This window comes from Paenibacillus mucilaginosus 3016 (assembly GCF_000250655.1).
In the GTDB taxonomy this organism is placed as follows: Bacteria; Bacillota; Bacilli; order Paenibacillales; family NBRC-103111; genus Paenibacillus_G; species Paenibacillus_G mucilaginosus.
Genome location: NC_016935.1, coordinates 4,259,457 through 4,275,527, shown reverse-complemented (window position 1 = coordinate 4,275,527; position 16,071 = coordinate 4,259,457). Strand labels below are relative to the sequence as shown.

At 48.7% G+C, this 16,071-nt stretch carries 14 protein-coding genes and 2 pseudogenes; 14 read left to right on the top strand and 2 right to left on the bottom strand.

Features of this window, described 5'->3' with window-relative positions; all coding sequences use genetic code 11:
- Window positions 1-7 precede the first annotated feature (7 nt).
- Both PM3016_RS39825 and PM3016_RS18455 read right to left on the bottom strand, forming a co-directional pair.
- The gene (locus tag PM3016_RS39825; protein WP_238540555.1) at window positions 8-223 is read right to left on the bottom strand and encodes a hypothetical protein; all 216 of its coding nucleotides are present in this window, start codon (window positions 221-223) and stop codon (window positions 8-10) included.
- Between the two features lie 715 nt (window positions 224-938).
- Window positions 939-1,460: a GNAT family N-acetyltransferase gene (locus PM3016_RS18455; RefSeq protein ID WP_014370475.1), complete on the bottom strand. Its 522-nt coding sequence runs from the start codon at window positions 1,458-1,460 to the stop codon at window positions 939-941.
- Window positions 1,461-1,682: 222 nt separating this feature from the next.
- Here PM3016_RS18455 and PM3016_RS18450 point away from each other — a divergent pair, with 222 nt between their 5' ends.
- The 14 genes and pseudogenes from PM3016_RS18450 to PM3016_RS18405 all read left to right on the top strand — a co-directional run bounded on the left by PM3016_RS18450 (window position 1,683) and on the right by PM3016_RS18405 (window position 16,060).
- A complete protein-coding gene (locus PM3016_RS18450) occupies window positions 1,683-2,153 on the top strand; it encodes a DinB family protein (RefSeq protein WP_014370474.1) in 471 nt (156 codons plus the stop codon).
- 339 nt (window positions 2,154-2,492) lie between these two features.
- Window positions 2,493-2,837 carry a hypothetical protein gene (locus PM3016_RS38190; protein WP_148279691.1) on the top strand — a complete coding sequence of 115 codons (345 nt, stop codon included), beginning with the start codon at window positions 2,493-2,495 and terminating at the stop codon, window positions 2,835-2,837.
- A gap of 372 nt (window positions 2,838-3,209) precedes the next feature.
- Window positions 3,210-3,806 (top strand): hypothetical protein, encoded by a 597-nt coding sequence (locus PM3016_RS18445; RefSeq protein ID WP_014370473.1) that lies wholly within the window; start codon window positions 3,210-3,212, stop codon window positions 3,804-3,806.
- A gap of 195 nt (window positions 3,807-4,001) precedes the next feature.
- Window positions 4,002-4,565, top strand: coding sequence for a GNAT family N-acetyltransferase (locus tag PM3016_RS18440; protein ID WP_014370472.1), 564 nt, complete (start codon window positions 4,002-4,004; stop codon window positions 4,563-4,565).
- A gap of 302 nt (window positions 4,566-4,867) precedes the next feature.
- The gene (locus tag PM3016_RS18435) at window positions 4,868-5,497 is read left to right on the top strand and encodes a DUF2812 domain-containing protein (RefSeq protein WP_014370471.1); all 630 of its coding nucleotides are present in this window, start codon (window positions 4,868-4,870) and stop codon (window positions 5,495-5,497) included.
- A 43-nt stretch (window positions 5,498-5,540) separates the two neighbouring features.
- Window positions 5,541-5,738 (top strand): annotated as a pseudogene (locus PM3016_RS39820) (AraC family transcriptional regulator); the annotation flags it as partial.
- A 129-nt stretch (window positions 5,739-5,867) separates the two neighbouring features.
- The gene (locus tag PM3016_RS39815) at window positions 5,868-6,335 is read left to right on the top strand and encodes a GyrI-like domain-containing protein (RefSeq protein WP_238540613.1); all 468 of its coding nucleotides are present in this window, start codon (window positions 5,868-5,870) and stop codon (window positions 6,333-6,335) included.
- Window positions 6,336-6,887: 552 nt separating this feature from the next.
- The gene (locus PM3016_RS18425) at window positions 6,888-9,206 is read left to right on the top strand and encodes a helix-turn-helix domain-containing protein (protein WP_014370469.1); all 2,319 of its coding nucleotides are present in this window, start codon (window positions 6,888-6,890) and stop codon (window positions 9,204-9,206) included.
- Between the two features lie 336 nt (window positions 9,207-9,542).
- Complete coding sequence (locus PM3016_RS18420) at window positions 9,543-10,397, top strand: ABC transporter permease (RefSeq protein WP_014370468.1); 855 nt, start codon at window positions 9,543-9,545, stop codon at window positions 10,395-10,397.
- A 25-nt stretch (window positions 10,398-10,422) separates the two neighbouring features.
- The gene (locus PM3016_RS18415) at window positions 10,423-11,352 is read left to right on the top strand and encodes a carbohydrate ABC transporter permease (RefSeq protein ID WP_013917977.1); all 930 of its coding nucleotides are present in this window, start codon (window positions 10,423-10,425) and stop codon (window positions 11,350-11,352) included.
- A gap of 94 nt (window positions 11,353-11,446) precedes the next feature.
- Window positions 11,447-13,102, top strand: a complete 1,656-nt coding sequence (locus PM3016_RS18410) for an ABC transporter substrate-binding protein (protein WP_013917976.1) — start codon at window positions 11,447-11,449, stop codon at window positions 13,100-13,102.
- Between the two features lie 65 nt (window positions 13,103-13,167).
- Window positions 13,168-13,359, top strand: a complete 192-nt coding sequence (locus tag PM3016_RS41440; protein ID WP_164923392.1) for a rhamnogalacturonan endolyase family protein — start codon at window positions 13,168-13,170, stop codon at window positions 13,357-13,359.
- Window positions 13,301-13,548 (top strand): annotated as a pseudogene (locus PM3016_RS39810) (rhamnogalacturonan lyase family protein); the annotation flags it as partial. The gene PM3016_RS41440 and the pseudogene PM3016_RS39810, both read left to right, overlap by 59 nt.
- Before the next feature lie 91 nt (window positions 13,549-13,639).
- On the top strand, window positions 13,640-16,060 hold the full coding sequence (locus PM3016_RS18405; protein WP_014370467.1) for a glycoside hydrolase family 95 protein: 2,421 nt from the start codon (window positions 13,640-13,642) through the stop codon (window positions 16,058-16,060).
- Window positions 16,061-16,071: the final 11 nt, after the last annotated feature.

The following is a 16,071-nucleotide window of genomic DNA, read 5'->3' as shown; positions in this document are numbered from 1 at the left end:
GTTCGCATCAGTGCTCCTTTGTGATTGCTTGCATAGCAAGCCGGGCGATTCGATCGACGTCCAGCTCGGAAGTGCCCGCATAGTAGTTCAGCCCGCAGCAGCCCACCAGCACGGCAAGCAGATGGTCGACGCTGTCGTCTTCGCGCTGGGTGATCGATTGGAGTGGAACGTACAGCCGTTCCATGAATCGTCTCTTGGCGGGGAGCCGATCTTTCTCAGACATGCCTGCATAATGTTCCGCGGCCATCTTGTAGACGAGATATGCGCGGGCGTCCGATTGCCATAGCCGGAGCAGCGCCTTGCAATACGAGATAACCTGCCTCTCATCCGGGCTTCCGCTGCGGAGGTTTGCCCATTCTGCTAGGGCAAGCTCGCATCGTTCGAAGCCGCTGTCCAGCACATCTTCTATCAATAAATGTCGGTTGGGGTAATAATGGTACACCGTGCCGTAACCGAGCTCCGCCTCGCGGGCGACATCGCGAATATCAAAGCTGCCGCCCGTGCGGAAGTAAGCGCGCGCGGCGGCGTTTTAGGATTTGTTCTTTACGCTGCGTGCGGATGAGTTCATTTTGTTCTTTGGTACGGGGGCACATAGATGCGTGAACCTCCTTATTTAGACCTGCAAATTTGTCGATAATAAAATCATATCGCATGCGGCGGGGTTATGCAAATTATCTGTTGGTGAAAGACAAAAAAGTGCGCCTTACCCTAGACGGAAGCCGAGGATTAAGAACGGAGTTCCATCATATATATAGGTCATCACACTGCATCACCTATAACTTAGGTATGCGGAAGAATATACGCACATATAAGTGATACCTGAAAAAAATGGGATGCTCTCCAGACTATGTGATGGAGGCATCCCTTTTTGGATTTTGATTAAGCAAACAGGCAGATTTGCGCAGAAAAACTCATCTCAACTGTACACCACAACTTATTTAAGATTTGTTGGAAATCTGCCATTCCGATTTTAACATTCCCATATAGTATGTATCATAATATTGGCCATCACAAAATGCATGCTCTCTCAATTTTCCTTCGATGACAAATCCAATTTTTTTGTACAGCGCAATCGCCTGTTCATTTAAACCTCTTGTAGTTAAGTAGATTTTATGTAAGCGGAGTTGGTCAAAACCTATTCTAATCATGGCTTTCATCGCTTCTTTTCCGTAACCTTGTCCGCGAGCCTCTGGGGCGAGTAGGATTCCTATACCGGCTCTGCCGTGTTCATGTTCGATATCCTTAAGGAAAACCCAGCCAATAAGTTTATTTTCTTCGTTCTCAATTGCAAGCAGAAGATCTCCTTTTTGTCGTTTACTCATAATTTGCCGTTCAATTTGTTCGTAGGCTTGTGGAGCTCTGCCAACCAACAGGATGGAAACCGGGTCATTGGACCATCGCTGAAGCTCTTTAATATCTTCTGTTTCAAAAGGACGCAGCCTGACTCTTTGACCAGTCATTTCTCATTTCCTCCTAAGTGTGAACTTTTTCTAACGAGAGTAAGCATATTTTACCATAAACTAAAAAAATGGGATGTCCAGATAGAGTTGTGTGACAACATGCAGCCGGTCTGCTCGAACGGCTGCCCTCGCTGTGCTGACTGGAAGTAAAAGAACTTTATTTGAAATAGGAATGCATGTTCTGGTATTATGGTAATATATTAAAGTTGAAAGGAAGCTATTATGAACGCAATTGAAGCAATAGTGTGGAATTTAGAAGAAATCCGGCGTAGAAGCATTATTGTATGGGGAAGTATCCCAAAGGAATATTTGGACTGGAGTCCCGATTCAGATGCTATGAGTATGAAAGAGATGATCCGTCATGTATTAGATAGCGAACACTATTACCACCTTGCATTGTTGAACAAAGGAAGTCTGGAGGCTTATGATTCTCCATACGAGAAGAGCCCTTTTTCAACGCTGAAAGAGGAGATTGACTTTTCGCAAACATATCGTGATGCATTTATAGATACCGTAAAATCTTATACACAAGACGATTTAACGCAAGTTAAGATTGATCGAAGCGACGTCGGGTATATTCGGACATTAGGTGATATGCTTATGAGAATTGCATACCATGAAGCTGTCCATACAGGCCAACTATTAGATTATTTGAGAACAGCCGGACTAAAGCGGCCAAAGGTATGGGACTAGAAATTATTACTGCTTTTTCATTCAGCTATTGGTAGAACGATAATTGAATTAAGTTGTCTAGTGTGAAGAAAACTAGATCAAAGGGGTTATATTCCGGATATAAATCATCCGTGTTTCTAATTAAGGTTAATAAGGACCTGCAATCTTTGAGTGCTGGTCCTTATGGTCATTGAAATAAACGGGAGACGTTAGTTCAATATCCAGGGAGCACATCGCCGCGCGGCAGTCTGCTCCCTGTTCGAGTTTATATAATGGGTGGATTGGTAATGCTTTTAATACTTTGTGGGTTGCAATCGTCTCATTCATGGTCGACCATCAACGAGTCATGGAGGGAATGATTTGAATAGAGCTGCTGCATTATTTCTAATTGCTATTCAGATGTTCAGCGTAATAGGATGCTTATCAAATACAATTGTTTCATCAGACACTTGTAACAATCCACCTGACGTGGTGGAATGGGGTGGGAAAACCTATCATTTGAAGGAAAAGAATACTCGAATAGAACCTGGAATGAAATTTGGCTGGATAACATGCGTCAATGGTGAGCTTAAGTTGGCTTATGAAAACAGCACACCGGATACCATCACTGTATACAGTGCAAAACCGCATCCAAATAATGAAATCATTTTGATAGGCGATTGGGGTAGAGTTTTGTATGCCCCCATGGACCTGATTTCTAATTGAAGGAGCCCCCCAACGACGGAGGGCTCCTTGTTGTGTCCTAACTACCATACGATTCCATAAATCATTATGTTGCGTTCGGACCATATTGCATCCATCACAAAATTCTAAGAGTTCCCATCTTCACTCAAAGACTTAGGTTGCTTGCTTCGTTTGTGCGTTTATAAGCGTGGTATATACCCTAAAGAAACATAAGACCGTAACACGCCGGACAATATCCTGCAGATACACCTGATTCAACTCCCTGGGAACGATAGCGCAAGGCTTAGGTGAGCAGATTACCCGATCTGCTCCTTGTTTCATTAGAAAGATGCAATAGAGACCGCCATGCAACATTATGATATATGGAATCGTTTGGTAATAAGGAGGTGGCATATGGATTTTATTAAGTTTCCCATGATGTTCCTTGGGTTAAGTATTGCCCTGCAAATACCCGCAGACATAAAGGAGCACAATCCAGCATCATCTCCTCAAGGGATTATTAAAGTAAGGCCCCCAGATCAATACGCCAACCCGATTGTTATACCCTCAGTTCCCATCGGACTACCAGTCCTTAGCGACCCTTCCTCTAAGATCAAGCTCCCCCAAAAAAAGAGGCTAAAATCTCACTCATTGGAGGAACTGAAAGGCTTTGGGTTTAATGCATTTAATCTCTATCTTCCTTCAAATATGCCAGGTAGCTATGGTTCACCGGCTATTGATGCCTCTGATACAAGTGTCCATATCATCTATACAAACACGGAACAAGCCAGGCTGTCGTTCACACAAATGCTCATTCCGAAAAAAGATGAGTGTATGGAAAAGATGCCCGAGCTCGCTGAAGAAAATGCAGAAAGTAGCAGAGGGAAGACCGAAAGCAAATGGGGGGAGATCCAGTGGAGCAGATACAATGGTCGTTTTTTTTATTTTGGGATCAAGAGAATGTTCGATACCAGATTAGCGCACCTACTCTCACAGACGGGATTAATGTAGCAAACGCCCTAGAACCTTTATCAAATAATAATGAGTGATTGAGCATTGGCTCAATCAACCAGAGCAGATCCCCGCGCGGCAGCTGCACTATCGTCGTTGAAGTAACTGGCAGGATAACGTGGACTTGTTCGGGAAGGAGAATACAGCCCATCTCTGGAATTTAGTACTAGGTAAACCAAACTAGGAGGTGTTCTTATGGGAGATGTATTCGATGCGCTGCCAGTCCTTGAGACCAATCGACTTAAACTAAGAAAGATAACAGTAGGAGATGTAGAGGATATGTATCTTTACTGTTCTAATGAGGAAGTGCCGAGGTACGCTTCTTGGAACCCTCACAAAACAATAACAGAAACAAAAGAGGCGATTGAGCGAGTACTTGTTCAGTGGGATAATAAGAGCTTGGTTCATTGGGGTATTGAATATAAAGAAAATAGCAGGTTGATTGGTACAATAGAGTTCGCCACATGGGATAGACAGCATAAAATTGCCGAAATCGGATATGCCTTATCACCGGATTATTGGGGAAAGGGTATCGCAACGGAAGCCGCAAGAGAAGTAATCAAATTCGGTTTTACTCATATGGACTTGGTTCGTATTCAAGCAAAATGCTACTTAGAAAATATCGGTTCTGCACGAGTTATGGAGAAGGCGAAAATGTCATTTGAAGGAATTATTAGAAAGGGACTCTTTATAAAAGGGAGACATCAAGATCTAAAAATGTACTCCATACTAAAGGAAGAGTTTCAATCTATACGCTGAGCTACCAGGGAGCAGATCGCCGCGCGGCAGCTGCTCTCTTCTTCATTGAATTAACGGGCGGGTTACTTCCAATATGTTCCAATATACAACTGTATGTATACATGTGGAGATCTTTCTTCGTTAGTCCCATATATTTCTTCATCTACAGCTGGTCAAAGTCTAAGAAAAAGTGAGCATTTGAGACGCAAATGGATTCTCCATAGAGGGAGTTATCTATGCCCCGGCTTGACCGCGATTGTATGCAGCATATGCTTAACGTGACCGCGAAACTGATAACCTAACATTGTATGGGGGAGATAACCGTGAGGAACTACAAGGTGTTTACGAATCTCGAGAAAGAAGAACAGTGGCTAAGCGATTTGACCAAGCAGGGGATCCGACTGGAGAAAAAGACGTGGCTCGGGTATAAATTCCGGCGCGATCAGCCGGAGGCGGCCACCATCAAGATGGACTACCGTACCTTCAAGCGGGCGTCGGATTTCGAGGATTATCGAGCCTTATTCGAAGATAGCGGCTGGGAGCATATTAGCGGTACGAAAAACTCCGGTTTTCAGTACTTCCGGAAAGCAGATACGGACGGAAGCAAGGAGATCTTCTCGGATGTCGATTCCAAGGCCATACGCTATAAGAGGTTGTCTGATCTGTGGGCACTGCTGGCTTGCGTCTATGCCATTGTTATGTTCTCGCTAATCCGGAGCGAAAGTATAGACCCCGGCGCGATATTCAACCCGAAGCTTCTGTATTACACGCCAGGCCTTTGGGAGCTGGAAGGGGAGGCGTTTTGGAGGTCCTTTCTTTTTGAAACGCCATTCGCCGTCTTCAGAGGTTTAATGTGGTTATTCTTTCCGGTCGTCGTCATCGCAACTTTGTATTGCGCCTTTAAGTTGAAGAACCAATACAATCGTATGAAAGAAGGTGATCTGCGAATATAATACAGGCTTTCATCGTTGGTAGAGCTGAGACTAGTTATTGGGAATGAAAGGTGGAGACACACCGCCACAGGGGTTGCGAAGGAGGCTGACAATTTGGTGCAGGAAATGCACGTTTCCGTTCATCACCGGAATCTTGTTATCCGAATACATCCGACGTCGACGTTTGACATTAGCGGCTTTTGAACTGCAGACAACCGATGCAAGGGTGATCGATGTTGCCATGAAATATGGATACCAATCGCCGGAGGCGTTCGCACGGGCGTTCAAGAATCTCCATGGAATCATGCCGATATCTGCGCGCGATAAAGGCGTTTCCTTAAAAGCCTATCCTCGAATGTCCTTTCATATCTCCATAAGAGGAGATGTCGAGATGAATTACCGGATAGAACAAAGAGGAGCTTTTGAGATGTTCGGCGTTTATGGTCTTGTTAGTCAGGATTTGCAAACGGCATTTACTGATGTTCCTCAGTTCCGTAAACAATGTGATGAGGACGGAAGTGTGGATCTAATGAATGAGTTGCTGGGGCGGTTTGGTAATACCGTGCTGCACGCTGCCTTATATGACCATACGGGAGAATCATTCAAGTACATGGTATGCTATCATTTACCGAAGGGACTTGAAATTCCGAAGAGATTTACAAAGCTTTCTGTTCCAGCTTTAACATGGGCTATTTTCCCGGAGCCGCAATGTGATTTACAAAAACTATGGGAACGGGTATATACCGAATGGTTTCCGAAATCTGGATACGAACAGGTTGAGGGTCCTCAATTCGAAATGTATTATGGAATGCCAGGGCATACACAGGGTGAGATCTGGATACCAGTAAAGAAAAAGTAACGATGGAACTAACGAAGAGCGTTAGTTCCATCAAACAACCAAGGATGAAGCTGCTGGCACGATCGGCAGCTTCATTACGTTAACTGGAGACGATAGCTAAATAACAACCAGGTCCAGGAGACACAAAGCCATGTGTCGGAGGACAAGAACACATATTCATTAAGCGCCGCATGGCCAAGTATTCCAGGTTACTTTGTCACAGAGCTTCAGCCTTAGGGCCTCTCAACCAGCTGCTATTCGACAGAAAAGGCTAGTATTGGATCGCATTTTTATGGGTTATGACACAAGATATCTAAAACAAGTCTGGGGGCAGAGGAAGTGCTGTCCTTTTTCATCGTTTTGAGTTATATATCGAACTTGATATCCCATGGTATCAAGCTAGGTTATGATTTTTATTGGGCGAGAGGATTGTCTTTCGCGGAGTACTAATGGTATCGTATTCATAATCATGTGTAATCGAGCCGCAGAGGAATCCACTCTCCGTGAGGAAAGGCGGAGCGGGACCCCTCTTGCTTCTTGATTACGCTTTCTTTGTTACCATAGGGGGGGCCTATGCAGCAGCAAATCTGGTCGAACTTCTCGCCTGTTTTCCGAAAATTTCTCGTGTCGTATCTTATTATTCTTATCCTGCCGAACATAGCCGGATACGCCTCTTACCGGGCATCGATCGACGTCGCGAAGTCAAGCTCCATCGAGAATAGCACCAAGACCTTGCGGCTTAGCAAGGAAATTTTGGAACGGCGGCTTCAAGAGGTAGAGGGGTTTACGAAGCAGCTCGCCATTAATCAGGATCTTAACCGCCTGATCGTCGATCCCAGACCGCTGGACGCCAATAACGTAGTTGGACTTGGGCGCATGCAGCGCAGCCTGACCAATTACAGCAGCACGAACGATTACCTGGCGAACTATTTCGTATATTTACAAAATTATAATGTTATGATCACGCCTAATACGCTGTTTTACCGGCCGGAGCATTATTATGAGCTTCATCAGCTGGAGAATATGAGCTTCGCGGAATGGAATGACACTATCTTGAAGAAGCCTCACCTCAACGAGATCATGCCGCTGCGCACGTATACCCGCAATGAAGGCAGTCCATCGGAGAAAAGCACGGCGGCCATCACCTTCCTGCAGTCTCTGCCCATTAACAGCTTCAACAATCCACAAGCCACGGTTGCCGTCATCATTGATGAAGAGAAGATGGGCAGCATGTTTCAAAATACCGTGGAGCAATACGGGGGCTGGGCGATGGTTACTGATCTGGAAGGGCGGACCCTTATTTCCCAGGGGATTGACGATGAGGAGATTGCGAGACTCCGCTCCGTTCCGACCGGTGTGGAAGGAGACACGATGCGGTTCGAAGATGGGCAGTTTCTGATTTCGATCAAGTCGGAGCTCAATGGATGGCTCTATACTGCCGGCATTCCCGAAGAAGCGATCATGGAGAAAGCGAACCGAATCAAACGCGTCACTGCCATCCTGACAGGCTCAGCGTCAATCGCGGGACTGCTTATCGGTCTGCTTCTCGCTTACCGTCACAGTGCACCGATTCATCGGCTGTTGACGGTATTTCGCGAATATGGCAGCTCAGGCGAGGAATCGGCCAGGAACGACCTGGATTTTATTGCGGGCAATATTTCGAAGCTAATAACCAGCAGCAAACGGCTGGAGACGGAGCTTCAGGAGCAGCTTCCGCTGCTGCGGGACGCATTCATCAAGCGGCTGCTTGTTGGTGAGTTCTCCTCCGCCCGGGAAGTCGAAGCGGTCTCCTCCCAAACCGGTATCGAGGTCATAGGCGGTCAGGGGCATGTCGGCATCTTGAAAATAAACGGCTACGGCGGCCTTCAAAGCGAGGAGATCGTTCAAGAGCTGAGCGTATGGCGTCTGCTCCTGAAGCAGATGCTCCAGGAAGCCTATGCGAACATCCTGATTACGGACTGGGGCACCGACAAAATCGCCGTGGTCTTTATGCAGGACGACGAAACGGCCGGAGATGACGCTTACCCCGACGAGACGCCGCTTATGAAGCTGCAGGATACGGCTTACAGGCAGTATCGACTGTCCTTCAACATCGGCATGGGAGCGAAGTATACGGTGCTGTCCGATGTCAGCCGTTCCTTCAATGAAGCCCTTCAGGCGCTGGATTACGCCACCTATGTCGGAGCGGAAGGAGTAACCCGGTACGAGGATGCAGTGCGCGAATCCGCCATGTATTATTATCCGCTCGATTCCGAGCAGCGTCTGCTCAATACGCTGAAGGCCGGCGAATGCGAGGAGAGCCAGCGCATTCTTGCGCAATTGTTCACGCGAAACTTCGAAGAGCGAGACCTGTCCTACGAGATGACGCAGCAGTTTATCATTGAACTGAAGGGTACATTCCTCAAGCTGACCGAGAAGAAGATCTTGCACAACGAAGTGCTGGCCGAGGAGATCAAGAACCGCATTGCGCAAATCCAGCCAACCGAAGGCGTTCTGCAGATCAGACGGACGTTCGAAGGCTTGGTCGAGGATATTTGCAGTGACGTCGTGCGGAAGAAATCGGATATGAACGCCGTTACAGTGAAGGCCGTCATCGATTACATCAGCGAGCAGTATTCCGATCAGGATCTTACGCTGTACCGTGTAGCCGAAAGGATCGGCAGACCGGAGAAATTCATCTCCCAGTTGTTCAAGGAGCATACAGGCGAGAACCTTTCGGAATACGTCGAGCTCGTCAGGATAACCAAAGCGGCGGAGCTGCTGCTGGAGAACCGTCTGACGATCGACGAGATCGCCGTACAAGTGGGCTACAACAGTGCACATTCGTTCCGAAGGGCCTTCAAGCGGGTACGAGGCGTGTCACCCAGCGCCTTCCGCCAGATTAAGGAATAGGTACGAAACGAAAAAACCCATCCGGCAGGATGGTTTTTTCGTTTCGTACGCCGAAAACGCTGTCATATCAACGTTTTTGAGGGTGCATTTCCGGTTTTGTACGGGTTGGGAAGAAGTGTACGCTTTACAGGTTTCGTGACGGTGACATAGGATTAGGGCAAGAAAACGTTATCATATCGAGCGGATCGCTGCATAAGATCCTGCTCTCAATCTGGGGGGGTTAATCTGAGTACAGCGATTACGAATGTCAAGACGGTCAAATCCATAGGAAGAAGAGCTTCATTACGTGCGGCAGCGTTAAAGAGTCTGAAGCGACACTGGCAGCTCTACCTGCTGGTGATCCCGCCGGTAGCTTACTTTGTGATCTTCAAGTATCTGCCGATGGCTAACGCCGTGCTGGCCTTCAAGAACTACAACGTCATTAAAGGCATCTGGGGCAGCCCATGGGTAGGAATGAAATACTTCGACCTGCTCTTTCAGAATCCCGCGTTTAAGACACTGATTGTGAATACGTTGTACATTTCGTTTTATCATCTGGCCGTAAGCTTTCCGATTCCGATCATACTGGCGCTTGCACTCAACGAAGTGAAGAATGTGCGCTTCAAGAAGACGGTACAGATGGTGACCTACGCCCCTTACTTCATTTCAACGGTCGTTATGGTCTCGATTGTGATGCTGTTCCTGTCTCCGCGCCTTGGCATCGTCAATACGATCGCCAATGCGCTCGGCTTCGAATCCGTCAACTATCTGGGCGATCCTTCGCTATTCCGATCCGTCTACGTTTTCTCGGACGTGTGGCAGACGATGGGCTATTCTGCCGTCATTTACCTGGCCGCCCTGTCGGGGGTTGATCCGTCCCTGTATGAAGCGGCAAAGGTGGACGGGGCGTCCCGCTTCCAGAAGATCCTCAACGTCGATATACCTGGCATCATGCCCGCGGCGGTCATTATTCTTATTCTGAGTGTCGGCAACATTATGGCCGTGGGCTTCGAGAAAATGTACCTGCTGCAGAATCCGCTGAACCTCTCGACGTCCGAAATCATTTCGACGTACGTGTACAAGATCGGGCTGTTGAACGCCAACTACAGCTTCGCGACGGCGGTCGGCCTGTTCAACTCCGTCATCAACCTGGTGCTGCTGCTCGTCGTGAATACGATCGCAAGACGCGTATCCAACACAAGCCTATGGTAGGGGCATACACAAGGGAGGGAAGACCATGCTAATCGCCAAAACACAGTCGGGTCATGCTGCAGGCTCCGTTAGGAGAGCCATTAGAGAATCGTTGGGAGACCGGATTTTCATTGCCGGCACCTACATTTTCCTGACCGTAGTGTTGATCGCCGTACTGTATCCACTAGTGTACATTCTCAGCTCATCCATCAGCAGTCCGGCTGCAGTATCATCGGGCAAAGTGTGGCTGTGGCCGGTTGATCTGACCCTGGATGGCTATAAGGCGGTGTTCCGGAACGACCAAGTCATCTCCGGCTATGCCAACTCGCTGTTCTACACCGTATTCGGCACGCTCATCAGTGTCGCTCTTACGATCATGATCGCTTACCCGCTGTCCAGAAAATCGTTCTTCGGACGGAGTCCGCTGATGATCTTCGTCACGTTCACCATGCTGTTCTCCGGCGGGTTGATCCCGACCTATCTGGTCGTCAAGTCGTTAGGCATGATCGATACCCGGTGGGCGCTTCTGATCCCGAACGCAATCTGGGTATGGCAGGTCATCATCGCACGGACGTTCTTCCAGTCGACAATTCCCGACGAGTTATCCGAGGCTGCCGAAATCGATGGGTGCAGCGATATGAGGTTCCTCTTCAGCGTCATCGTTCCGCTTGCGAAACCGATTATCGCCGTACTCGCGCTGATGTATGCGGTAGGTCAATGGAACGCTTACTTCGACGCGCTGATCTATCTGAAATCGCAGTCGATTTATCCGCTCCAGCTGATTCTGCGCAGCATTCTGATTCTGAATAACGGAACGGGCAGCATCGACGCCGCCGAGATGGTGAAGCGTCAGCAGCTGGCGGAGCTGATGAAATATTCGCTTATCGTAGTGGCAAGCTTGCCGGTGCTCGTCATCTATCCGTTCGTGCAGCGGTATTTCGTGCAGGGCATGCTGATCGGTTCGGTCAAAGGCTGACCGGACGGCGGCAAAACCAGGGGGTATTTGTATGTAGCCGTCCCGTCGTGTCTGTGTCGCTGTTCGATTAAAATCAATAGGGGGAGATGTTATTTTGAGAAAAACATGGACGGTTATCGTTGCGGCGATTCTGATTCTCAGCATGGTTCTTGCCGGATGCTCATCGAATAATGACGGCGGCAGCGCCGGCGGTGAGACGGACACGGCTTCTTCCGGGGAGAAAGTTACGATCAACGTATTTGCACAGCAAGCAAACGACGTCGATCTGAAAACGAACAAGTTCACGAAGCTGATGGAAGACAAGTTCAATATCCAGTTCAACTGGACGACGGTACCGTTCGACGGTGCAGCCGAAAAGAGACAAATCTCACTTGCGTCGGGAGACTATCCTGACCTCTACCTGCTGATTCCTTGGGTAGACCGCTTCTCGCAGACCGATTTACTGAAGTTTGGGCAGCAAGGCGTTATCGTTCCGCTTAACGACTTGATCGATCAGTATGCGCCGAACATCAAGAAAGTGCTGGAAAGCAACGAATATTACAAAGCAATAAACACCGCTCCCGATGGCAACATCTACGGCCTGACGGGATTAAACGAATGTTTCCACTGCTCGTACCCGAACAAGATGTGGCTCAACACGAAATGGCTGAAGCAGCTTGGTCTCTCCACGCCGAAAACGCTTAAAGAGTTTAAGGCCGTTCTCGAAGCATTTAAGACGAAGGACCCGAACGGCAACGGCAAAGCCGACGAAGTGCCGCTGAGCGGATCCATTGAGCCTTACGGCGTACACATCATTCCGTACCTGATGAACGGATTTATTTACGACGACGACAGAACCTATCTCATCATGAAGAACGGCAAGGTCGATACGGCGGCCAACAAGCCAGAGTGGAAGGAAGGACTTGCTTACGTAAAGTCGCTCTATGATGCTGGGCTCATCGATCCGGGCGCGTTCACGCAGAATGCGGAAGCGTTCAAGAAGATCGGCGACAACGCCGACGCACAGCTTCTTGGCGTCGGTGCCGGCATGCATCCCGCCCTCTTCGTCAATACGGCGACGGACGCTCCATACGGGAAGGATTACGACCCGCTGCCGCCGTTGCAGGGACCGCATGCAAGCTATGCAACGTTTAACTATCCGGTCGATCCGGGTGCATCATTCGTTATCACGAACAAGGCAAGCAAGGAAGCGCAGATCACGGCTATCAAGATGCTGGATTACATCTACACGCAAGAGGGCGCGATGAGAGCTTATCTTGGTGAAGAAGGCAAGAGCTGGCGCGGACCGCAGGAGGGAGACGTGGCCCTGAACGATAAGGTTCAGCCGCTCTATAAAACGATCCCGCTGGCATCTGGTGAAAAACCGCGCAACGACAATTGGGGAGCACTCAGTCAGTATAATCATCACCGGGCGTACCGTGATGCCGAAATACAAGGCAAGGACATTTATGCGGCTGACGGATACGAGCGCCGGTTGTATGAAGCGACGCTTCTTATGGAGAACAAGGAGCCGGAAGAGATCTTTCCGCACTGGGCGCTGTGGGTGGACCCTGCCAATACGGACGAAGCAAGCATGATGCAGACCAACATCAAGGACTATATCGACCAGAACGCACTGCAGTTCGTAACGGGCACCAAGAGTCTGGACAAGGATTGGGATGCTTATGTGAAAGGTCTTGAGGATCTGAACATGAAGCGTTATCTCGAAATCATGCAGGCTTCCTATGATTCCTCGACGATCAACAAGTAACTGCCGGTGGTCTGGAGGCATCCAAGTCGCTGGAGGTGCCGGGGACGTTCAAGTATCTTCGCCAGATGGAGCGCCTGGATCGTGGACTGGTGGCTGTTAAGACCGGGCAAGGAGTTTACGTTGGATGGCGCAAGCTTGGAACGGATCCTGAACATGTTGAATTTGATCTTTATCGCAACGGAAAGAAAGTGAATCCGAAGCCTTCGCACGTCAAAGTTAGTCCAGCGTTGGGTGTTCGACAGCAAGGACCCCGGTAACGGCGAATACGCCGGACAAGGCAATCATAGTTTGGCGGCAGCTGATGTAGATGGCAACGGATTTGACGAAATTGTGATCATGACGGTACCGGACTGTATTCGACCGGATGGGGACATGGTGATGCGCTACATGTATCCGACCTGGATCCGTCAAGACCGGGAATGGGAATTTACAAGGTGTATGAGGATAACATAAGCATTACATTGAGGGGATCAGAAGACTATCGTAAGCCCGGTCAAATGAGACTCGATGTTAAAACCTGCAGGAGAGTGATAACCGATGAGTCATGACCAATCCATAAATATACTGAAAAAAAGCATGAACATTCAATTTCAATCCCCTGCCGTTTATTGGACGGAAGCGCTGCCCGTTGGAAATGGCAGACTTGGCGCGATGATCTTTGGCGGTGTTGAGAAAGAACGCATCGCACTGAACGAAGATACACTTTGGTCTGGATACCCAACCGATTGGAATAATCCGGAAGCCAGAGAAGTGCTGCCGAAGGTAAGGCAGCTCATTGCAGAACAAAGATATGAAGAAGCGGATCGATTCTGCAAATTCATGATGGGTCCTTTTACTCAATCGTATTTACCTTTTGGCGATCTGCATATCCTGATGGAGCATGGTCAAGTTTGCGGTCGCGGATATGAGAGAAAACTCGATCTTTCAACGGGTATCGTCACCGTTACTTATGACATTGGCGATGTTAGCTACACCCGCGAGGTCTTTGCTTCACATCCCGACCAGGTCATCGTAGTACGATTAACGGCAAGTAAGGAGGGACTTCTTAGTTTCCGCGCTAAACTGGATAGTCCACTCCGTTCCAGTTCAAAGCCCGACGCGGATCACTATACCCTATCAGGCATAGCACCGGAGTATGTCGCGCCTAATTACTACAATGTGAAGAATCCTGTACATTATGGTGATCAGCAAGCGCCAAAAAGCTTGAAGTTCTATGGACGTCTCTCTGCAGTGCACGAAGGCGGGAATATGAAAGTCGAGGCGGATGGGCTCTCTATTGTGGGAGCAACTAGCGCAACCTTGTATTTCAGTGCGGCGACATCGTTTGATCCATTGATCGGGGCGAGCAGCACCAATCGCGTGCCGGAACAAGTAACCGAAGAAGCGATTCAGGCCATTCTCGGGAAGAAGTATTCGGATATACGCAAGCATCATGTGGATGATCACAGCAGGCTTTTTCACAGGGTCGATCTTCATTTGGGAGAGAGTTCAGCTCCGCAGGATTTACCTACAGATCAGCGGATTGCCGAGTATGGAAGCCGTGATCCCGGGTTGGTTGAGCTCTTGTTCCATTATGGGCGTTACCTGATGATTGCCAGCTCGCGCCCGGGCACACAGCCTGCCAATCTTCAAGGCATCTGGAATGAGGATACCCGGGCACCCTGGAGCAGTAATTATACGCTAAATATTAACGCAGAGATGAATTACTGGCCTGCCGAGACTTGTAATATGGCTGAGCTCCATGAGCCGTTGATTGATTTTATTGGCAGGTTAGCTGTAAATGGCAGGAAGACCGCAGAAGTGAATTATGGAGCCAGAGGTTGGGTGGCGCACCATAATTCCGATGTATGGGCTCAGACAGCGCCTGTCGGTGACTATGGTCATGGAGATCCGGTATGGGCGTTTTGGCCGCTCGGTGGTGTATGGCTGACCCAGCATTTATGGGAGCATTATGCCTTTAGCGGAAACGAAGCATTTTTGAGGGATACGGCATATCCCATCATGAAGCAGGCAGCATTATTCTGTTTGGATTGGCTCACTCCAAATGAAGATGGCTATTGGATTACGTCGCCCTCCACCTCTCCGGAGCACAAGTTCATGATCGGAGATCAACGCTATGCTGTTGGCGCGGCGGCAACCATGGATTTAGCATTGATCGGAGAGCTGTTCAGTAACTGTATAACGTCGGCAGAAACGCTTCAGGTGGATGAAGAATTTGCAAACACCCTGCTTGAAACGAAGCAAAAGCTGCTTCCTATGCAAATCGGTAAGAAAGGTCAGCTGCAGGAATGGTCTGAAGATTTTGAAGACGAAGATGTTCATCATCGTCACGTTTCCCATCTTGTAGGCGTGTATCCCGGGCGGCTCCTTACGGAGCATTTGGCTCCCGATCTCTTCCATGCAGCCAGGAGATCGCTTGAAATCAGGGGAGATGGGGGGACTGGATGGAGTTTAGGATGGAAAATCGGCTTGTGGGCCCGGTTCAAGAATGGCAATCGTGCGGAGCGGCTCCTCTCGAATTTGCTGACACTCGTTAAGGGGGATGAACCGCTTAATGCACACAGAGGCGGTGTATATGCCAATCTGTTTGATGCGCATCCTCCTTTCCAGATTGATGGTAACTTTGCTGCGACGGCCGGAATCGCCGAGATGCTGCTGCAATCTCATCAAGGCTTCTTGGAGCTTCTGCCGGCACTGCCTGATGCATGGAAAGACGGTTATGTCAGAGGATTGCGCGGCAGAGGCGGATACGAAGTGGATCTGGAATGGAAGAACGGCTTGTTGTCCAAGGCCGTCATCACTTCTTCGATCGCGCAGACTTGTGAAGTGTCTGCAAAGCATCAGATCAAGATCACCAAAGCCGATCAAGAAGTGGAATGGTCCTATACGGAGAACGGCCGGATTGGATTCCCTGTTGAAAGTGGCGGGCGTTATGTCATTACGACGATCAATCATTGAATCGATAGTTA